Origin of the sequence: Clostridium sp. BJN0001, from assembly GCF_022869825.1 — a bacterium.
Lineage (GTDB): Bacteria > Bacillota > Clostridia > Clostridiales > Clostridiaceae > Clostridium.
This window is the reverse complement of sequence record NZ_CP094971.1, coordinates 1,028,379-1,050,083: the sequence shown is the minus strand read 5'-3', so window position 1 is coordinate 1,050,083 and position 21,705 is coordinate 1,028,379. Positions and strand designations below refer to the sequence as shown.

Below are 21,705 nucleotides of genomic sequence, written 5' to 3'. Positions count from 1 at the left end.
AAAATACGCTTCCCTATTTTAAATGTTATATATATCATAAAAAAACATTTTAAATTAAGCTCTTTATAAATTCTATATTATCAAACTCTTTATCCTTTATGTAAGTTAAAATATCTATTAAATATGTTTTATGATGTTCCAAAGTTTTTGAAAAGTTTTGAATAAATTTAACGATATTATCGTCTGATTCCTGTTTATTATATAAGAATAACCCTGTAAGATAAAATCTCATAAGAGATACTCTTAATATAAGCATTACATAACCATCAAGCGGAGACTCTGTCTCAGAAAATGGGAATAAATTCTGATACATAAAATTAACTATATAGTTTTCAAATATATATTCTCTACTGCAGAGAAAATTCTTTTGATATTCTTTAAAATATTCTACATACTCTACAGAATCCTTAGTTATATTACTATCTTTATTTATTTTAAATCCTTTTAATGCATTTTCAGTATTTTCTATAAATTTCTTGCTGTCAACTTCATTATCTACATCTAAAAATTCTATTAAATTTTTATAAAAGACTACTTGCATTATATAATTTTTATCATTTAAACTATATCCTTTAATATTTTTTATACTATATGTATCAATGAAATTATCAGTATTTAATATATTATTTTCTAATGTATCTTCAAGTTTTTCTAAAAAATCACCTAAAAATATGAGTCTTTCTCTTAAAGTAAATTCCCTTTTTTGTATTATTTCAATGCTCTTTTTTCTAGCTTTCATTAAGTATTCTATATTTGTATCTTTTTTTCCATTAAAGTTTATATCACACGATAAAATATATTTATTAAGATTCATCTTTTCTTTTTTAAATTTTATTCCATCTTCATTTAAAAGTACGAGTCTTGATGCTTCAGGGCATGAGACGTCTAGACTTATTTCATAATTTTCTTCTATTTTATTTAATGTTCTTGGAAAAAATGTACATACATTTGATAAGTATTCTTCTCCTACTTTAGAAAATATAATGCAGTAATTATTGTCGTCTAAAAAAGGACATCTTTTTCCTTTTAGTAATTTCATCTTTCCATAATCAATGTCTTTATTTTCAAACTCAGTATTATTATGAACATACTTACAGAACTTATTTTTCATTTCTTCATTTTTTACTTTAAAATAGCTTTTAAATGTGCTTTTATCTATATCAACATCCCAGCCAATACAACAACTGTCTTCACAGCTGCCTCCTATACATTTAAATTTTTCAACATATTCAGGGTATTCTATTACCTTCTTCAAAATTTTAGCACCTCTTTAGTTATTAATTATATTTAATAATTTTGCGTATAATACATTTCATTAAATCAATGATATTTTAACATATTTTTCTTTGTTTATTAATAAATTTTGTATATTTATATGGAAAAAGGACAATTAACATAAACGCTAATTGTCCTTTTATTAGATCTCAAATCTACTTGTTATCTTTTAATATCATACCTACTTTTTCAAGTGTTGGTCTTAACACATTATAAATAATTGCAACAAGAATTACTGAAATAATAGCATTTATTAATGTCGCAATTCCATTTATCTTAGCAAGTATCTTTGCAGCATTTTGAGGCTGTCCTAATACATACTGCTTGTAAAAATATCCAACAAGTGGATCAAAAATAACGTTAAATGCAAGTCCACTTATTGATGCTATAACACTCCATTTAAAAATATAATTTTTATCACTACTTTCATTTATTTTAGCTATCTTATGGGCAACAATTCCTGTAATAAGTCCTATACAAAATTTTAAAACAAATGTTTTAGGTGCTCCAAGTATGTATACAGGATCAAGCATATCAGATATTGTAAGTCCTATAGCTCCTGAAAGTCCCCCATAGAATCCTCCAAGAATAAGTGCAGCTAAAACACAAAATGCATTTCCTATATGAATCGATGTAGCATCTCCTCCAGGAACTGGTATCTTTATTTGAAAAAAAGTAAATGATACAAATGCAAGTGCTGCAAAAAGACCAGTTAAAACTATTTTTTTAAGTTTAATATTCATATTATTCATTTAATAAATAACCCCCTTAATTATTATAACGAGGATTATTATATCATTCGATACATTTTATAGCAATTGTATCGATACTATTTGTAACGTAAATAAAAAAAGACCTGCATTTTAACGCAAGTCTTTTTTTATTATTTAAAGTCTTTAACAAGCTGAGCCATAGATTCATTAAACTCTTCCATAGATGAATTCTTGAATACTCTAAGTTCTGGAATTCCAACTGGTTTTTCAAAATTACATTTTGATATATATTCATCCCAGTTTGCAAGTTTCCAAGTATCTCTTGATGAATTACGTTCAATCATTCTCTGATGACATACTTCTTTATCTGTTTCAACCCAAATTAAAACAAGCTTACAGTCTTTTTCTGCTAATTTCTTTTTGAATTTATCCATATAATCAAGATCTCTTATTTCTCTTGTAAATGGTGCATTTATAAGTACTGTATCACAATAGTCAAGCGCTTCCATTGCAAGAGCAATAACTACTTCATATTCAGTATTTCTTATATATTTTTCAAAGAAATCAGAACTTCTATTGTTTTCTTCTCCTGCGACTTTAAAAACTTGATTAGATAAACCAATTAAGGTATCTTTATCAAGATATACAATAGGTTTAAGTGCTTTAGATATTTCTTTTGATATAAAAGTTTTACCACAAGCTGGTGGTGATGTAACTAAAATTAATCTTTTCATAATATTCTTCATCTCTCCGTACAATTTATTTTAATAAGATAAGATATACAAATATACAAAATGCATACACTCTAACATAATCTATTATAATTCATTTTCACACTAAAAATAAAGGGTAAATTCTAAAATATATAAAATTAAACAAAAAAATTTGTCTTTTATTCTAATATAGGAACATTTATTAATAAAATATGAATCATATTATCCTCATAACTAATATATGCATTTTTATTAATTTTATTTATATAATAAAAAGCTTCTATAAATTATTTTTTATATCTAAAAGCTTAAGGACTGCAAACGTTCTTCTTCCTATCTCATCTTTAAGTTTTATTTTTTTTACTTCATTTTCCACATTCTTTGGAAGATTGAACATATCGATTACTTGAAGTCCTTTACTCTCATAATAAGTTTTTAAATATTCTTTTCCCGCTTGAATACTACTTGATAAAAAGAAATTTTTATGCATAGATTCTTTTACTTTCATTTCTTTAGCTATAAAATCTATCCAGCTTACAAAAGTATTTAAATTATAATCATTTAATGAATACCCAATAAATAAAAATATATGATCAATTAAAAGTGATTTTATAAATATCTCCATAAGTCTATGCGTTTCTGAATATTGAAGATAGTCGTCTTCCTTAAAAACTATTTCTCTTATATAATCCACATCTCCATGCATTTTTATAAGATAATTATTTCCTTTAGTCTTTAAAAGATCTTTATCTTTTTTTATTATTTCATAATCAGTTGAAACTTTATCCATAAGTTTATCATAATTAGTTGTAACTATATACTTTGGATGAATTTTGTATATTAGCTTATTAATAATATTAGGTTCACAATTGATATCAACGATTTCCTTTAAAGTCTTATAATATTCTGTGTGATTTTCTGATTTATCAACTACATAAAAATACTGTGGTATTTTTATGTAGTCATTTGTTGTAAGTTTTATATCAGGATATCCTATCTTTTTTGCAAATGTCCTAACCATCTGTCCCCATGTTGGTATACCTGAATTCTTTGAAACACCTGCTCCTACAAAAATTACAAGTTTTTCATTTTTTAAAGATTCATTAATCTCGTCAATCATATCATAAAATTCCATATATGCACCTTCTAAAATTTAAATATAATACTTAAAAAGACTCACACTAAAATAAAAGTCCTAAAATATACTATTAATTATTTTATCCAATTATATTAACTTATTTGCGTAAATTATATTTTTATATAAAAAGTTCTATAAAAAATACACATATACATGCACCTAAAGATATTTGAAATAAACTTTTTCCTCTAAAGGCTAAAATAAGCGCACAAATAAATCCACAAAATCCAGAAATCATACTATTTGTTGCAGAAAGTATTGCTGGAAAAGTCATTACTGAAAGTGTTACATACGGAACATAATACAAAAATGATCTAAAAGTCTTATTATTTATATCTTTCCTAATAAGTGTTAACGGAAGTGCTCTTATAATGTATGTAACTAGTGCCATTATAAAAATATATATGTAAATATTATGCTTCATTTAATATTTCCCCTTTTTCATACTTTTCTTCGTCTTTTTCTTTATCTGCTATAGGATGTATAATTGCTGCAGCAAATGATATTATTATAGTTAAAGCTAAAATTCTAGTGCCTGATGAAATATTTTTTACATATGGCATATATGCAAATAGAAAACTTAAGACCATTGAAACTATTACAACATACAATACTGACTTTTCTCTTTTTGCAGTCGGTATTATAACTGCTATAAACATTCCATATAGTGCAATACTTAAACAGCTTACTACTCTAAGTGGGAGAATCTGTCCACATATTACCCCTGAGGTTGTCCCAAGTGTCCATGCTGGAAGAGCTATTGATATTGCTCCATAACTATAAAAAGGACTTAATCGTCCATTTCTTAAAATTGAGATCCCAAATATCTCATCTGTTATACAAAATGGAAGAAAAATTCTATGAATAGATGCAATTCCTTTCTCTAATTTTTGAGATAATGCACATGACATTAAAAGATATCTTATATTAATAATAAGTTCTATAAATGCAATTTCCATATATGAAGAATTATTCTTAATAATATCAATTGCTGCGAATTCGCCTGCTGAAGTACAGTTAGATGCGGACATTATTCCAGATTCAAATACTGTAATTCCTGCTTTTTTTAAAGCTATTCCAAGCGTAAATGACACTGCAAAATATCCCATTGCTATAGGAACCGCATCATGAAGTCCTTCAAGAAAATTATTCTTATTACTTTTCATATTTTAACCTCATTTCATTAATAAAAATAAATTATTTACGTCTTATTTTATCATCTAAATTGACATTAGTTAAATTAATTCTTATAATGCTTTTATTAGATTATCTTATTATACTTAAAGGATTGTGAAATAATTATGTTAACTAAATATGATGCATTTATAAAAGTAATTGAAACAGGAAGCTTTACAAAAGCAGCTGATCAAATTGGATATACCCAATCGGCTGTAAGCCAAATGATATCATCTCTTGAAAGCACACTTAATACAAAACTTATATCAAGAACTAAAAAAAGTATAATTCTTACTCCAGATGGAAAAGAATATCTTCCATTTATAAAAAATATCAGAAACGCTGAACTTGAACTACTTGAAAAGAAAAAAGAAATGCAGGGACTTCAAAGTGGAATTATAAGAATTGGAACATTTTCAAGCGTATCATGCAACTGGCTTCCTCTTCTTATTAAAAAATTCAAGAAAAAATATCCTTATGTCCATTTTCACTTGATGCAAGGAGAATATACAAACGTTGATAACTGGGTAAAAGACGGAAGTGTTGATTTTGGATTTATAAATCCATCTGCAGCATCCAAAGATTTAACTGTAATTAATCTTAGAGATGACGAAATGCTTGCTGTACTTCCTAAAGAACACAAGCTGTGTAAAAAGAGAAAAATAACTTTAGACGACATTTCAAAAGAGCCTTATATATTATTAGATGAAGGCGATATAAGTGAACCTCTTCAAGTTTTTAAGGAAAAAAATCTTTCTCCTAACATTGAATATAAAGTTTATGATGATTATACAATAATGTCTATGGTTGAAAATGGACTTGGTGTATCTATTTTATCTAATCTTGTGCTTAAAAATCACCATCAAAAAATTATAACCAAAAGCATAAGCCCCAAAGTTGTACGTACAATAGGACTCGTATATAAAAATAAAAATATCCTCCCTATTGCGGGAAGATATTTTATAAACTTTATAATAAATGAATTTAATTCAAAACAAGACTTTTAATATATGGGTTTTTATAAAATGAAAACCATAACTGTAGACACATAAAACACCAGACTACAGGTTCGCATATTATTACTCCAAAGTATTTTAAATATGGAATAAATAAAATAACGAAAATAACTTTTCCAGTAAATTCAATTATACTTGAAACAAGCGGAATAACTTTTTCTCCAAGTCCTTGAAGTGCATTCCTTAAATTTAAAAGTATGCCTAAAACAGAATAAAAAGGTGCATTTATCATAAGATATCTCGCTCCATTATAAATTACATCATGCTCTTTAGAACCTGATAGTAATTGAACCAAAAATGATGCAGAGAATAGTAAAATAACAGATATAATAGCCGCGTAAATTATTGCCATAATATTTGCAAAGCGTACAGCTTTTACTATTCTTTCTTTCTTATCTGCTCCTTTATTTTGTGAAATAAAGGTTGCAAGAGAAACAGCAAGTGTTCCTATAGGCATTGTGCAGAGGCTGCTTAATCTTCTTGCAGCAGTATGTCCTGCTATAATTAAATATCCAAGCTTATTAATAGATGACTGCAAAATAACAGTTCCAGTAGATACTATTGAAAGCATAAATCCCATAGACAAGCCTTGACTTAAAATTTCTTTATAAATATTTTTATCAAATTTAAAATGTTTTTTTGATGGGACAAGAACTTTTGTCCTTTTTAATATATATAATATGCAAAGTATTCCAGATACTGCTTGAGATATTACTGTTGCGATAGCGGTTCCACGTATGCCCATATTAAGTTTTGTTATAAATAATAAATCTAGAACTATATTTAAAATAGAAGAAATAATTAAAAATACAAGAGGCATAACGCTATTGCCTATAGCTCTTAAAAGGCCAGAGGCTAAATTGTATAAAAACATTACTCCTACAAACATAGTTACTGTAGAAATATAAGAATAAGATTCATTTATTATTTCAGAAGGAGTATCAAGAATTCTCAAAAGAGGCATAAGACATATCTTTGAAATAATCATTATAAAAAGAGAAATTAAAACTCCTATAATTATTGATGCTGTAACAGATTTTTTTAAATTTTCCGTATCCCCTGCTCCAAAAAATCTTGCGGCTACAATGCTCATTCCACTTCCAACTCCTACTGTAAATCCTACCATAAGTTCGAAAATAGCTGCACATGCACCAATTGCAGCAAGTGATGTATCTTTAAGAAAATTTCCAACTATCATAGTATCAACAGTATTATATAACTGCTGAAATACATTTGATATAAAAATAGGTATTGCAAAAATAATTAATGTTTTTACTATATTTCCTTTTAATAAATTTGTGTTTAAATTAATCATATTTTTCATCCATTTCATATAATAATAAACTTTTAATATAATATTTTAATTATATCAAAAATTTATTTACATTAAAGTAGCTACTGCAAAATATAGCAGTAGCCCTTATAAAAAGCTTTTAGTTGTATTTTACTTTTTATCTACATAATTAATAATAGTAGAAAGATCAGAAAGTTTACTCTTAAGATTACTATAAATATTCTTAAGCTTTGATGAAGTTAATTCTTTAGTATTAAGGTCTTTGTTTTCATAATAAACTTTCTTTAAATCCTGATACTTATCATATGATGCATATTCATAATTAATATCAAGATATGTTTTTACATTTTCTAATATAGAATCAACATTACCTGCTGTGATATCAGAATCAACTAATTCATATTTATCTTCTTTTACTCCATTTTGTACTGATGTATTATTCTTAATAATATATGAATATGAAGGATATATCTTTTCATCTACTAAATTTGCACCATAAAAGATCATAGCATTTTTATAAACTTCAACATAATATCCTTGTGAACTATTTTCAATAAATCCATAATCAAGACTCTTTTTACCATCCTGCTCTTTTAAGTGTGTAGGATTTGATACAGAACTATTATGAATCATATAACATGAAGTTCCATTATTATTACTAAAATTATATCCCATTCTAAAATCTTCATGAGTATGTCCTGAAATCCAAACTATATTAGGATATTTCTCTATTATTTTTTCAAACTTCTTTGCACTCTCTAAATCTTTATTAATTGATCCACCATAGTAAGGTGTATTTACATCATCTCCAGCACCATATCCTGAAATTAATGCATGCTGAATTAAGAAAATATTTTTGCCTTTTCCATAATTATCAGCTAAAGTTGTTTCAAGAAAATTAAGCTGCTCATCTGTAAACTCATCATACTTAGCTGGTCTATATCCTTTTTCAAGTGCCATAAAAATAAATAAATCATTAGTTGTGGGTTCTTCTACAGTAAAATAAGGCTTATTCATACTTAATGTATCTATTTTACTGTCAAGGCCTGTACCTTTTATAAATGCATCAAGTCCCTCTTGTACATGTGTATCCTGTCTTACTTCATGATTTCCTGAACATTCATAGATATGATTTGTATAATCAGATTTTGATAATATGTTCTGATAAGCTTTATATTCTTTATCTATATTATCCCATGAAGCATTAGTAACTTGATCTCCGCTTGAAATTATAAAATCAGAATTCTTTTCTTTAGCATATTTTAAAGCATCCTCTAAGTGTTTTTCTGAATACTGCCAATAATTTGCTGGTGTTTGTCCAAAATGTTCTTCGTCTATATGTATGTCTGAATATGAATTAAATGTATATAATGGACTTTCTGATGACTTAATCATCTTCTTTTCAGCTGGAATATCAAAAATTGCTGCTGCATTTTTTATGCTTTTATCTGTAGGTTCATCATCTGACTTAAATGCTATAATTTTTGAAGCTCCAGAAGGAATTGCTACATTACTTTCAAATGAAAATTCATAGCTTTGTCCTTTTTCTATTTTGCTTTTTGTAATTTCATAATATCCATCTAATGCTTTTTCATTATCTGCCCAATAAATATAATATGTGCCGCCTTCTTCTGATTTAAGAGTTATCGTTCCCTCAGCGAAACCAGATTCACTATCTTTAAATACATAAGTTAAAACATCATTTGTCTGTGCTGAAACTTCTGTTGATGATATAACTAAATTTAATGTTAATACCATACATACTGTTATTAAAAATCCAATCATTTTCTTTGCGTATTTTAATACTTTCATCACTTTTCCCCTTTGTCAAAACCTTCCTATTTACTTTTTTAGTTTTGACATCTTCCTTTCGTTTTTATTAATTTTTTCTTTAGTACACTTTAAGTGTCAATTAAATATTATTTCAAAAAATTATCTTCTAAAAAATTAGATGTTAAATTTTTGGAATATTATTTAATATTTTTTTAGTTAAATACCACCTCCAGAATTATTTTTTGAAATCGTTTAATTAAAGTAGTTTATAAAATAAACTTTTATTTCATAAATTTATGATATCATTGAAAACGGTTTTTTACAATATGTTTTATCATGTTTTTCTATTATTTCTACTTTTTTCTTAACTTTAGGTATTCAAATTGTGAAAATTTTATTCAAGAGGTTCAATTGTAATAATATTAAGCTTATCTGATATTTTTTTTATATTTTCTTTTAATTCTTCATAAAATTTATCATCCATTTTTGAATGTATCTCAAGATTAAGCTCCTCTAATTTTTTTTCTATTTCTTTTGAAGAAGCTTCTAGTTTTTCTGTTTTCTCAATATTCTTTTTTAGTAATTCTTTAAGTTCTATATACTCATCTTTATCTGCTGCCTTTATCTTTTTTTCATTATCCATATTTTTTTTATCTGCATCTTTAAAAAATGCCTCAAGATAAGGAGGATTTTTTGAAGAATTTGAAGAAAACCTTAATCTCAAATTTTCCATTCCACTTCTAATTATAATCTTATATTGAAGATTCTTATTATCATTTATATCAATTAAATTTTTTAAATCTATCTTTATATATTTTTTTCGTGTTGAAACTGGTATAGATAAAATTGTACTACTTAAATCTTCATATTCACTATCTATATATTTTTGTATTATTATATTTATATCAGCTTTAGGGCTTAGATAAATACTTATACTTTGAAGATATATATAAAAATATAACGCCTTTATATTTTCTATCTCAATATTTTGAAGATTAAAATTCAAAATAGCACTATTGCTAGATTTATTTATTTCATTAATATTTCCTACAACTAAATTTTCATTCTTATATGGAACAAATTTTTCATCACTAACATATACTGTATCACTAAATTTTACCAAATCCATGTTAACCTCCTTGATATTATATTCTTTTACCATTTTTATTAATAAATGAAACGAAATTTTGTTCATCATTATTTATGCATCCTAAAAATATGCTTCCCATACTCTCTCCAATAACCATTGGACTTTCAGTGTGAAAATTTTCACTATTTATTTTTAAATAATATAAAGAGCTATATTCTATCCACTGCACATAAATAACAGAATTAGTTAAAATTATATTTGGATACATAGGAGCAATAGTTTTTGAAACAGTATTATTATACTTTTCAACATATTTGTTTTCATTTATATATGATAAATGTATATATGAAATATTATAAACTCTCCCATTACTTTCTGAATAAGCTATATGATAATTCTTTTTTTTATCCTTAACTACAGCCAAATATACTTTTCTCTTTTTATTATCCGTAATTTTTTCTTCATCTGACCATTTTAATGTATTAAAATCAAAATATCTGTAATATATTTCTTCAAAATATTGTTCACCTTTTAAATAAAATACACTACATTCATTTTCTTTTACAAATGATACATAATTAGTTAATATAGCACATAACGAATTACATATTATATTTTTATTCCATTTATGTTTATTATAATAATAATGTACTAAATAATATCTTCTAGGATTTTTATTATAATTTATATAGAAAAAAATATGTGTACTATCTTTATTCTTATAAATATATGGGAATTCTATTGTTTGATACCCTGAAATCTTATTTGATATACATTCTTTTATGATAAAATTTTTCTTTAAGTTTATATAAATATAAATTAATTTATTACTGTTTTTTAATAAAAGTCCACATATAGAAAAATCACTCATCTTCGAAAACCACACCTTATCATATAAATATGATCCATTTTCTATTTTATATGTTGAAAGTAAAACATTATTTTTATCATATTTATCTAAATATATATTCTGATCAAGCCTTATTTTAATTAAAATTTTCTTAGATATAGAAATTTCAATATTGAATTTATTAAGAAATGGCATACGTTTTCTCCAATATTCATGATTATTATAATATATTAAAATAAAAAATTTTTATGCTATTCGCTTATGTAACAGCAATAATTAAACTTCATATTATATTAACAGATAAGATAAAAAAATTATAAATAAACTCAGGAGGGAAACCAAATGGCAAACCAAATATGTAAAGATACCGGGTGCTGTCAAGCTAATTGCAGCAGCCCTTTATATAAAGATAACTCAAAACCAGAATGCTGCACTGTAACTCCACCAGTTACATGCAGCTCTATAACAAACGCAGTATGTACTCCAATACTAACAGAAAAAATAATAAACTGCATGACTTTCCAGAAAACAAAAACTGCATTTGAAACTTCAGCAACATTTTCTATAGATACTCCACCAAGTGTAGTTTATACCGTTGGAGATCCAATATGCATTACAAAAATAGGTGTTTCATATAATGCAATAGGACTTACCGTTGGTGTTGGTGATCCAACTGTACATGCAAATGGAACACCTATCTCTTTAGCAACCTCAGGCCCTGCATTTGTCTGTCCTACTGTTCCAACTTCCACTTCATTATATAATGAATTTACAGGGACATTATCAACTGATAGATGCTGCTATGGCGATGATGATTTAACTGGTGTATCTTATAGATTTATACAAAGCGAGATAAGCTTTGATATATGTTCTTTAGAACTATTAGTAAAAGGAAAAATTGGATGCAACGATTTTTCAGCATCTTATTTTTACCCAGTTTTATATCACACTTCTAATTTAGGAATTAGTGATTTCACATTCTCAGGTTCATTATGTCTTCCAAGAGATAAAACTCTTACAATATATGATAAATTTACTCCATGCTTAGATATCTTTAGTGTAACTACTAATGCTGTATATGCTGCTACTAATCAATTTACTGCATCAGTAGAATTAGGACTTAAAGTAGATAAAAAAATGCTTTTCACAGATAGAGAAGAACTTGCAGTTTTTGTTCCTCAATCATCACAATTAAATTGCATTCAAGGAACTGATAATATTCCAGAATGTCCACATAATAATTGCAACATCTAAACTCATAGGCCCCCTCAAAATATTATACTAATACATTTAATGTATTTTATAATATTTTGAGGGGGTATTTTTAATGCGATTTATTAAAAAATTTACTGAAGAAAATAGGGTGAAAATAGTCCAAGAAGTACTAGAATGTGGAAGTAATTCATTAATATCAGCTAAATATAATATCCAATTATGTAACATTAATAATTGAATTTCATATTATATTAATAGGTAGAATAAAAAAATTATAAACAAACTCAGGAGGGAACCTAAATGGCAAACCAAATATGTAAAGACACTGGGTGCTGTCAAGCTAATTGCAGCAGCCCTTTATTTAAAGATAACTCACAGCCAGACTGCTGCACTGTAACTTCACCAGTTACATGTAGCTCAGCAGCAGACGCAGTATGTGCTTCAATAATAACAGAAAAAATAGTAAACTGTATGACTTTTGAGAAAACAGAATCCTCATTTTCTACACCAGTAACATTCGTTATAGATCCTCCACCAGATGGTGTAACTTATACTGCTGGAGATGCTATATGCATTACAAAAATAGGTATTTCATATAGCACAATAGGAATTGCATTTGCTAATAAACCAACAATATATGCAAATGGATCACTCATAACAGTAGACCCAGTATTACCTGCATTTAACTGTAATTCTCTTAATTTATTTAAAGAATTTAGTGGAACATTATCAACTGATAGATGCTGCTATGGAGATGATGATTTAAATGGTGTATCTTATAGATTTATACAGAGCCAAATAAAATTTCATATATGTGCTTTAAAAGTATTTGTAAAAGGTAAAATCGGATGTGAAGATTTTACAGCATCTTATTCTCCTGCTAATAATCCAATTCTAGCTTCAGATTTAGGAATTAATGATTTCACATTCTCGGGTTCAGTATGTCTTCCAAGAGATACTACTCTTACAATATATGATAGATTTAATCCATGCTTAGATATCTTTAGCGTAATTACTGATGCCTCATATACAACTGATGACGAATTTAGCGCATCATTAGAATTAGGACTTAAAATAGATAAAAAAATGCTCTTTACAGATATAGAAAATCTTACAGTCTTTGTGCCTGAATCATATCAATTAAATTGCACTGAAGGAACTGGCAACGTTCCAGAATGTCCAAATGATGATTGTAATATCTAAAAAATAATAAAATTAGATAACTGTAATAACTAAATTTCATATTATATTAACAGATAGAATAAAAAATTATAAACAAAATCGGGAGGGAACCTAAATGGCAAACCAAATATGTAAAGACACTGGTTGCTGTCAAGCTAATTGCAGTAGCCCTTTATTTAAAGATAACTCACAGCCAGAATGCTGCACTGTAACTTCACCAGTTACATGCAGTTCTATAACAAACGCAGTATGTACTCCAATAATCACAGAGAGAATAATAAACTGTATGACTTTTCAAAAAACAGAAACTTCATTAGTATCACCAGTAACATTTCTTATAGATACTCCACCAGATGGTGTAACTTATACTGTTGGTGATGCTATATGCATTACAAAAATAGGTATTTCATATAGTGCAATAGGAATTACCGTTGGTGATGCTCCAACTGTATATGCAAATGGAACATCTATCCCATTTACAGCCTCAGGTCCTGTATTTAACTGTAATGGTACTGAGTTATATAAAGAATTTACAGGAACATTATCAACTGATAGATGCTGCTATGGAGATGATGATTTAACTGGTGTATCTTATAGATTTATACAAAGCCAGTTAATATTTAATATATGTTCTTTAAAACTATTAGTAAAAGGTAAAATTGGATGCGAAGATTTTACAGCATCTTATTCTTACCCACCTATGTATGAAGCTGCAGATTTAAACTTTAGCGATTTCACATTCTCAGGTGCATTATGCCTTCCACGAGATAAAACTCTTACAATATATGATAGATTTAATCCATGCTTAGATATCTTTAGTGTAACTACTAATGCTGTATATGCTGCTAACAATCAATTTGCTACATCAGTGGAATTAGGACTTAAAATAGATAAAAAAATGCTCTTTACAGACAGAGAAGAACTCGCAGTTTTTGTTCCTCAATCATCACAATTAAATTGTGTTGAAGGAACTGGTAACATTCCAGAATGTCCAAATGATGATTGCAATATCTAAAAAATAATAAACATCTATATTAGCAATGATTATAATATATTAAAATAAAAAAATTTTATGCCATCCTCTTATGTAACAACAATAATTAAATATCATACTATATTAACAGGTAGGATAAAAAATTATAAACAAACTTAGGAGGGGACCTACATGGCAAACCAAATATGTAAAGATACTGGTTGCTGTCAAGCTAATTGCAGCAGCCCTTTATTTAAAGATAACTCACAACCAGAATGCTGTACTGTAACTTCACCAGTTACATGCAGCTCAATAACAAACGCAGTATGTACTCCAATATTAACAGAAAGAATACTAAACTGCATGACTTTTGAAAAAATAGAATCCGCATTTTATACACCAGTAGCATTTACTGTAGATGCTCCACCAGCAGGTGTAACTTATACTGATGGTGCTCCTGTATGTATCACAAAAATAGGTATTTCATATAGTGCAATAGGAATTGATGACGGTAATAACCCTTTAGAAGTATATGCAAACGGAGCAGTTCTACCCTTAACAGCAGTGGATCCTTCATTTGTATGTGGTGCTATCACTTTATATAATAACTTCACAGGAACATTAGCAACTGATAGATGCTGCTATGGAGATGACGATTTAAACGGAGTATCTTATAGAATTATACAAAGTCAGATAACATTTACTATATGTACTTTAGAAGTATTAGTAAAAGGTAAAATTGGATGTGAAGATTTTACAGGATCTTTTTCTTTCGCAAGTCCAATTGACGCTTCAGGTTTAGGAATTAGTGATTTCACATTCTCAGGTGCATTATGCCTTCCAAGAGATACTACTCTTACAATATATGATCAATTTACTCCTTGTTTAGATGTCTTTAGTGTAACTTCTGATGGAACTTTTGATGATGCTACTGACACATTTCCTGCATCTATAGAATTAGGACTTAAAGTAAATAAAAAAATGTTCTTCACAAACAGAGAAGAACTCGCAGTCTTTGTTCCTCAATCATCACAATTAAATTGTGTTCAAGGAACTGACAATATTCCTCAGTGTCCAACTGATGACTGCAATATCTAACAAATATGAATTTAAAATTATATATTAAATTTAATTAATGAATTGGCTATCAATTATATTTAAATTGATAGCCGATTATTTTTTATAAATAAAATATATGTCTTGCACATAAATAAAATCAAAACTATACTAAAATAAAAGGCTTTATGCTAAAAACTATATGGAGAGGTAAAGATTAAAATTATGAAAAAAAAAGATATAGCAGAATTAAAAAAACGTTTTAAAAAAGATAAATGCACATTTACTAAACTATGCGGATGTTACGTAAATTCACAAAAGAATATTATTCTTCATATCAAAGAAACATTTTTAAACCTTGATGATGAAGAATTTTTTAAATATTTAGAAATTGCCAAAAAAGTATTATCAGGTACAATAGGAAATAATCTGCTTCAGCTTGACTTCCCTCTTGAAGGTGAAGATATAGATTCAACAAGACAGTCTTTAATTGCACTTAAAAAAAGTGCATTAAAAGATGATAATCTTCTTGAAAATTTCTATAAATCAGTTATAGATAATTATGATTATGAGGGAAACTTTTTAATACTCGTCTTTCATGATGCTTATGACGTTATGAAAAAAACTACAGATAACTCAAATCTTGATGAATCTGAAGAAGTATATGAATATATTCTCTGTGCTGTTTGTCCTGTTGAGCTTTCAAAACCTGGTCTTGGATATCTGCAAGATGAAAATAGAATTGGTTCTCTTATGCGTGACTGGGTTGTTTCAAAACCTGATATTGGCTTTGTGTTCCCCGCTTTTACAGATAGAAGCAGTAATTTCGATTCAGTTATATACTATACTAAAAATCCAAAAGATCCTCATGAAGAATTTATGGAAGGTGCTTTAAGCTGTCCTTCAAAACAGACCGCGGCGCTTCAAAAAGAAACATTTCATTCTCTTATATGCTCTGCAGCTGGTGGAACTGAAGATAAAGAAACAAATAAGATGCTTATGGAAATTCAAGAAAATATAAATTCAGCTGTTGAAGAAAATGATGATGTAACTGAAGAAAATCCTGAAATTTTAACTAGTGATAAATTTTCAAACATATTATCTGATTCTGGAGTATCCGAAGATTTATCTGAAAAGATTCAGAAATCATTTGAAGAAAAATTTTCAGATGAACTTCCTCTTGCAGAAAACCTAATTGATAAAAAAGCAGTAAAAGAAAACATAAAAAAGAAGAAAGAACATGAACTAAATAAAAAAGTTCAAGTCCTTAAAGAAGAACTTCAAAAAACAAAACAAACTATAGAAGATGAAAATTCAACAGACGATATTTCAGATTATGATGTAGTATTAAGCGTAAAGCCTGAAAAAGTGCCTGATATAAAATCAGATGTAATTGATGGGCGTAAATGTATAGTAATTCCTTTAGAAGATGATGAACATATTAAATTAAATGGAGTTATGTTAGATAAACTAAATTAATTCTAATAATAAAAAGCCTATTGATTCACAAGTTGTTAATTGTGAATCAATAGGCTTAATTTAATAAAATAAAACTCTCTCACATATTTTATATTTTCAATTTAAAATCTAACTTTCCTTTTCAGCTTTTAATGATGGTATAAGTGTTCTAAATAAGAATAATCCTGCACATACAATTGCAAATAGAATTCCTATTGGATATGATATTGAAGCTGATAATTTTAATCCTTCATCTGCATATAAAATATATGTGCAGCTTACTGCTGACATAAATGTTGCTGGAATTGCTGCAACAATTGATGATATTGGTTTAGCAAATCCTGCATATTTTGCAAGATATACAGCTCCTGCCCATAATACCATCATTGCAAGTGTCTGGTTTGACCATGAAAAATATCTCCAGACAACTTGATAATCTATAAGTGAAATTAAATAACCAGATAAAAGTAAAGGAACTGCTAACATAAGTCTATTTTTAATAACTTTCTGATCAATCTTAAACCAGTCTGATATTGTAAGTCTTGCACTTCTAAATGCTGTGTCTCCTGATGTTATAGGGCATGCTATAACACCTATCATAGCAAGTATACCTCCAACAGATCCAAGAAGTTTCATAGACATATCATATACTGTAGATGAGCATCCTCCTCCTGCGTCTAAAAGTCCTTGAGTACCATTATAAAATGATACACCAGCTGATGCCCAGATAAGTGCAATTACACCTTCTGCTACCATCGCACCATAAAATACACTTCTTCCATATTTTTCACTTTTTATGCATCTTGCTACCATTGGTGACTGTGTTGAATGGAATCCTGATATAGCACCACATGCTACTGTTATAAACATAAGAGGCCATATTGGCTTTCCATCAGGATGCATGTTAGAAAATGTAATCTCTGGCATAGGGTTTGTCCCACTATTAAATATTGTTGCTCCTCCAATGCCAAGTGCCATAACTATAAGACAAACTCCAAAAAACGGATATAATTTTCCAATGATTTTGTCTATAGGAAGTAATGTTGCTAAGAAATAATAAATAAGTACTACTATTGTCCAAAATGTGATATTCATCCATGTTGGACTAATTCTTGCTAAAAGTCCAGCAGGTCCTACCATAAATACAACTCCAACCATAACAAGAAGAATTACTGAAAATACTCTCATTACATTTTTCATAGTATTTCCTAAATACATACCAACTATTTCTGAAATACTAGCTCCATCATTTCTTACTGATAACATACCACTTAAGAAATCATGAACACCACCTGCAAATATTGTTCCAAAAACTATCCATAAGTATACGCTTGGTCCCCATATTGCTCCTGATAAAGCACCAAATATTGGTCCAAGTCCAGCTATATTAAGAAGCTGAATCAAAAATGCCTTCCATGTCGGCATAGGCATATAATCGACACCATCCGGATGTTCCATTGCTGGTGTGGCTCTCTCAATATCAAGCCCAAACACTTTTTCAATAAACTTACTATACAATATATAACCAACAATTAGTCCTATTAAACATACAAAAAAACTTACCATAATAATCGCCTCTTTCACTCTCTTTGGTATGTTTATTTTTCAATTATTATTGTACCACTTTTATACGTTCCTGAAAACCTTTTCCAAGAAAAAATTATTTATTATTCCATTATTATCAATATTATCTATCGTTGACAAATGAAACTGCAGTAGTAAAATTTTAATGTAGATATAAAAATAAATTATACATATTTTGAAAGGAATGAATTTTATGCCAAGAAAAATAGTACCTATAACACTACTTACAGGTTATCTTGGAGCTGGCAAAACAACTCTTATGAATCATATCTTAAACAACCAAGAAGGATTTAAAGTAGCCGTAATAGTAAATGATATCGGTGAAGTAAATATTGATGCTGACTTAATTTCAAAAGGAGGCATAGTTAAAGAACAGGATAATAACCTTGTTCCTTTATCAAACGGATGCATATGCTGTACATTAAAAACTGATCTAATAAAACAAATTATAGATTTATGCACAAGCGGAAAATTTGATTACATATTAATAGAAGCAAGTGGAATATGTGAACCTGTTCCAATAGCTCAAACAATAACAGCTATGGATGATTTATTAGCTGAGCAACAAATTCCTAAGATATGCAGACTTGATAATGTAGTATCAGTAATTGATGCAGCAAGACTTGTATCTGAATTTGGATGTGGAAACAATCTTTTAAAGAAAGATTCAATTGATGATGAAGATGTTGAGAATCTTCTTATTCAGCAGATAGAATTCTGTAACACTATAATTTTAAATAAAATTGACGAAGTTAAAAAAGAAGATCTTAACAGAGTTAAAGCAGTTGTTCGTGCACTTCAGCCTAAAGCTGAAATAATAGAAACAAACTACTCAAAAGTAGATGTTTCTAAAATTATGAACACTAATAATTTTGATTTTGAAGATGCATGTTCATCAGCAGCATGGATAGAAGAACTTGAAAATCCTGAAGAAGAAGAACCTGAAACTGATGAATATGGTATTTCATCATTTGTATATAAGAAAAGACAGCCTTTTGATAGAAATAAATTTAAAGACATAACAAATAAATTTGAAAAAAACATTATAAGATGTAAAGGTCTTGTATGGTTTTCAGATGAAAGAGAAATGGCATACATATTTGAACAGGCTGGAAAGCTTACAGATGCAACCCCTACTGGACAATGGTATGCATCAGCTTCTAAAGAAGAACTCTCTGACCTTGTAGCAGAAGATCCTACAATAAAAGATGACTGGGATGATACTTATGGAGACAGAATAGAAAAACTTGTATTCATAGGTCAAAACTTAGATAAGTCAAAAATATGTGAAATGCTTGATACATGTCTTGTTAAATAGAAAATTAAAGACTGATGCGATAAATTTGCATCAGTCTTTATTTACTTAACTATACTTTTAATATTTTCAATAATTAGATTATCTAAATAATCATAAACTTTTTCATCCATACTATTTAATGTTTCTTTTTTATTGTTAAGTACATCTTTTAAAGTTACGTGCATCTCAACATTCATAATATTGAGCTTATAATATCCCTTATCAACATACTTATAAAGCATATGAGGTGTAGTAGTTTCCTTATTAAATTCATTTATGTATTTTTGAATGGATTTACTAAATTCCTTAAGCATATTATTTAAAAATTCAGCACTCTTTAATACATTTTGATTCATTTTTTATTTTCATCCCCCTATATAATGTAGTTATAACATTGTATATAAAAACATTTACATTTCCAAGAAAAGAAATGTAAGCAGATTAATATATCTTAGTATACTACAATGTTAACATATTATTCCTTTAACTTCTACATATAGTTCTGGTTTATTACAAAATTATCATATAAATATTGTATATATTTTTAAATAAAAAATCCCACAAAATATATTTGATATTCTGTGAGATCTTTACTTATTATTATTTTAGATTAATCATTATATTCATAGTTTGTAATTTCTTTTATTGAATTATCATCATTAACGAAAACAACTTTAGGTTTATATTCTTTTGCCTCTTTTTCATCCATCTGACTATAAGATATTATAATAACTTTATCTCCTGTTTGAACAAGTCTTGCTGCTGCACCATTTAAGCATATTATTCCAGAATTTCTTTTTCCAGGTATAACATATGTTTCAAGTCTTGCACCATTATTATTATTAACTATTTGAACTTTTTCATTTTCAATTATGCCCGAAGCATCCATTAATACTTTATCAATTGTTATGCTTCCCATATAATTAAGTTCAGCCTGAGTAACTGTTGCTCTGTGTATTTTCCCTTTTAACATTGTTAATATCATGTTTTTTCCTCCTAAAAGATGTGCCTAAATATTATATATTACATTATATTTCATATGTGAAATTATCTATTAATCTTGTTTTACCGATATAAACAGCTATTGCAACAAGAATACTTTTATTAATAGTAGTTGATACATTTATTAAGTCTTCACTATCAACTAACTCAGCATAATCAATTTTAGCAAGAGGTTCTTCATTTATTTTATTTATAATTTCCTCTTTTATTTTACTTCCATCTCTTTCACCTTTGTCTAATAATTCTTTAGCATATTTTAAGCTTCTATTTAATACTACAGCTGCTTTTCTTTCAGATGCGTTTAAATAAGCATTTCTTGAGCTTTTTGCAAGACCATCCTCTTCTCTTATTATTGGACATGGTACTATTAAAACATCAATATTTAAATCTCTCACCATTCTTTTTAAAACAGCAACTTGCTGAGCATCCTTTTGTCCAAAATACGCTCTATCTGGTTTTATTATGTTAAAGAACTTTGAAACTACAAGGCATACTCCATCAAAATGTCCAGGCCTTTTACTTCCACATAAAACATCTGTAAGTCCTGATACTTTTACACTTGTAGATCTATTTTCAAAATACATTTCACTTGGATCTGGATTAAATATGGCAAACGCTCCACATTTTTCACATATTTCCATATCCTTTTCTATGTTTCTTGGGTAAGAATCATAGTCTTCATTTTCTCCAAACTGTGTTGGATTTACAAATACACTTACAATAACTCTATCATTTTCTTTTACTGCTCTTTTAATAAGACTTTCATGACCTTCATGAAGAGCTCCCATAGTAGGCACATACCCAACACTAAGACCTTGTTTTTTAAAGTCCTTAACTAATTTTCTTACTTCTTCGATTTTCTTTAATAACATATTTTCCATCCTTTTCTAATATAGATTT

21 protein-coding genes are annotated in these 21,705 nt (G+C 27.8%); 7 read left to right on the top strand and 14 right to left on the bottom strand.

Annotated features, from left to right (window positions below; genetic code table 11):
* Positions 1-49: 49 nt before the first annotated feature.
* The 6 genes from fliB to MTX53_RS04940 all read right to left on the bottom strand — a co-directional run bounded on the left by fliB (position 50) and on the right by MTX53_RS04940 (position 5,005).
* Positions 50-1,255: a flagellin lysine-N-methylase gene (gene fliB / locus MTX53_RS04965; RefSeq protein WP_348521803.1), complete on the bottom strand. Its 1,206-nt coding sequence runs from the start codon at positions 1,253-1,255 to the stop codon at positions 50-52.
* Positions 1,256-1,430: 175 nt separating this feature from the next.
* Complete coding sequence (locus MTX53_RS04960; RefSeq protein ID WP_244835146.1) at positions 1,431-2,027, bottom strand: ECF transporter S component; 597 nt, start codon at positions 2,025-2,027, stop codon at positions 1,431-1,433.
* 131 nt (positions 2,028-2,158) lie between these two features.
* Positions 2,159-2,722, bottom strand: a complete 564-nt coding sequence (locus MTX53_RS04955; RefSeq protein ID WP_244835144.1) for an AAA family ATPase — start codon at positions 2,720-2,722, stop codon at positions 2,159-2,161.
* Positions 2,723-2,981: 259 nt separating this feature from the next.
* Positions 2,982-3,836, bottom strand: coding sequence for an SIR2 family protein (locus tag MTX53_RS04950; RefSeq protein WP_244835142.1), 855 nt, complete (start codon positions 3,834-3,836; stop codon positions 2,982-2,984).
* A 121-nt stretch (positions 3,837-3,957) separates the two neighbouring features.
* Positions 3,958-4,263 (bottom strand): AzlD domain-containing protein, encoded by a 306-nt coding sequence (locus MTX53_RS04945; RefSeq protein WP_244835140.1) that lies wholly within the window; start codon positions 4,261-4,263, stop codon positions 3,958-3,960.
* Complete coding sequence (locus MTX53_RS04940; protein ID WP_244835138.1) at positions 4,253-5,005, bottom strand: AzlC family ABC transporter permease; 753 nt, start codon at positions 5,003-5,005, stop codon at positions 4,253-4,255. The genes MTX53_RS04945 and MTX53_RS04940 overlap by 11 nt, the downstream gene beginning before the upstream one ends.
* 135 nt (positions 5,006-5,140) lie before the next feature.
* On the opposite strand from MTX53_RS04940, the gene MTX53_RS04935 reads away from it, so the two are divergent.
* Positions 5,141-6,022 carry a LysR family transcriptional regulator gene (locus MTX53_RS04935; RefSeq protein WP_244835137.1) on the top strand — a complete coding sequence of 294 codons (882 nt, stop codon included), beginning with the start codon at positions 5,141-5,143 and terminating at the stop codon, positions 6,020-6,022.
* On the opposite strand, the gene MTX53_RS04930 is transcribed toward MTX53_RS04935, so the two are convergent.
* The 4 genes from MTX53_RS04930 to MTX53_RS04915 all read right to left on the bottom strand — a co-directional run bounded on the left by MTX53_RS04930 (position 6,000) and on the right by MTX53_RS04915 (position 11,233).
* The gene (locus tag MTX53_RS04930) at positions 6,000-7,346 is read right to left on the bottom strand and encodes an MATE family efflux transporter (protein WP_244835136.1); all 1,347 of its coding nucleotides are present in this window, start codon (positions 7,344-7,346) and stop codon (positions 6,000-6,002) included. The two genes, MTX53_RS04935 and MTX53_RS04930, sit on opposite strands and share 23 nt — an antisense overlap.
* 129 nt (positions 7,347-7,475) lie before the next feature.
* On the bottom strand, positions 7,476-9,137 hold the full coding sequence (locus tag MTX53_RS04925; RefSeq protein ID WP_244835135.1) for a metallophosphoesterase: 1,662 nt from the start codon (positions 9,135-9,137) through the stop codon (positions 7,476-7,478).
* A 355-nt stretch (positions 9,138-9,492) separates the two neighbouring features.
* Positions 9,493-10,227 carry a hypothetical protein gene (locus MTX53_RS04920; RefSeq protein WP_244835134.1) on the bottom strand — a complete coding sequence of 245 codons (735 nt, stop codon included), beginning with the start codon at positions 10,225-10,227 and terminating at the stop codon, positions 9,493-9,495.
* A 16-nt stretch (positions 10,228-10,243) separates the two neighbouring features.
* On the bottom strand, positions 10,244-11,233 hold the full coding sequence (locus tag MTX53_RS04915) for a hypothetical protein (protein WP_244835133.1): 990 nt from the start codon (positions 11,231-11,233) through the stop codon (positions 10,244-10,246).
* A gap of 147 nt (positions 11,234-11,380) precedes the next feature.
* Here MTX53_RS04915 and MTX53_RS04910 point away from each other — a divergent pair, with 147 nt between their 5' ends.
* The 5 genes from MTX53_RS04910 (at position 11,381) to MTX53_RS04890 (ending at position 16,943) form a co-directional block, all read left to right on the top strand.
* Positions 11,381-12,292 carry a hypothetical protein gene (locus tag MTX53_RS04910; RefSeq protein WP_244835132.1) on the top strand — a complete coding sequence of 304 codons (912 nt, stop codon included), beginning with the start codon at positions 11,381-11,383 and terminating at the stop codon, positions 12,290-12,292.
* 261 nt (positions 12,293-12,553) lie between these two features.
* Positions 12,554-13,456, top strand: a complete 903-nt coding sequence (locus MTX53_RS04905; RefSeq protein WP_244835130.1) for a hypothetical protein — start codon at positions 12,554-12,556, stop codon at positions 13,454-13,456.
* Between the two features lie 94 nt (positions 13,457-13,550).
* Positions 13,551-14,450: a hypothetical protein gene (locus MTX53_RS04900; protein WP_244835129.1), complete on the top strand. Its 900-nt coding sequence runs from the start codon at positions 13,551-13,553 to the stop codon at positions 14,448-14,450.
* A 150-nt stretch (positions 14,451-14,600) separates the two neighbouring features.
* Entirely contained in the window at positions 14,601-15,506 is a 906-nt protein-coding gene (locus MTX53_RS04895; RefSeq protein WP_244835127.1) for a hypothetical protein, read from the top strand.
* Positions 15,507-15,689: 183 nt separating this feature from the next.
* On the top strand, positions 15,690-16,943 hold the full coding sequence (locus MTX53_RS04890) for a DUF4317 domain-containing protein (RefSeq protein ID WP_244835125.1): 1,254 nt from the start codon (positions 15,690-15,692) through the stop codon (positions 16,941-16,943).
* A gap of 108 nt (positions 16,944-17,051) precedes the next feature.
* Here MTX53_RS04890 and MTX53_RS04885 read toward each other — a convergent pair whose 3' ends face one another.
* The gene (locus MTX53_RS04885) at positions 17,052-18,488 is read right to left on the bottom strand and encodes a carbon starvation protein A (RefSeq protein ID WP_244835123.1); all 1,437 of its coding nucleotides are present in this window, start codon (positions 18,486-18,488) and stop codon (positions 17,052-17,054) included.
* 211 nt (positions 18,489-18,699) lie between these two features.
* On the opposite strand from MTX53_RS04885, the gene MTX53_RS04880 reads away from it, so the two are divergent.
* Positions 18,700-19,824, top strand: a complete 1,125-nt coding sequence (locus MTX53_RS04880; protein WP_244835121.1) for a GTP-binding protein — start codon at positions 18,700-18,702, stop codon at positions 19,822-19,824.
* A 41-nt stretch (positions 19,825-19,865) separates the two neighbouring features.
* Here the strand turns inward: MTX53_RS04880 and MTX53_RS04875 are convergent, their stop codons facing one another.
* From MTX53_RS04875 to panC, 3 genes are all read right to left on the bottom strand, one after another.
* Entirely contained in the window at positions 19,866-20,159 is a 294-nt protein-coding gene (locus MTX53_RS04875) for a hypothetical protein (protein ID WP_244835120.1), read from the bottom strand.
* Between the two features lie 254 nt (positions 20,160-20,413).
* Positions 20,414-20,788 carry an aspartate 1-decarboxylase gene (gene panD, locus MTX53_RS04870; RefSeq protein ID WP_244835119.1) on the bottom strand — a complete coding sequence of 125 codons (375 nt, stop codon included), beginning with the start codon at positions 20,786-20,788 and terminating at the stop codon, positions 20,414-20,416.
* Positions 20,789-20,831: 43 nt separating this feature from the next.
* Positions 20,832-21,686 carry a pantoate--beta-alanine ligase gene (gene panC, locus MTX53_RS04865; RefSeq protein WP_244835118.1) on the bottom strand — a complete coding sequence of 285 codons (855 nt, stop codon included), beginning with the start codon at positions 21,684-21,686 and terminating at the stop codon, positions 20,832-20,834.
* Positions 21,687-21,705: the final 19 nt, after the last annotated feature.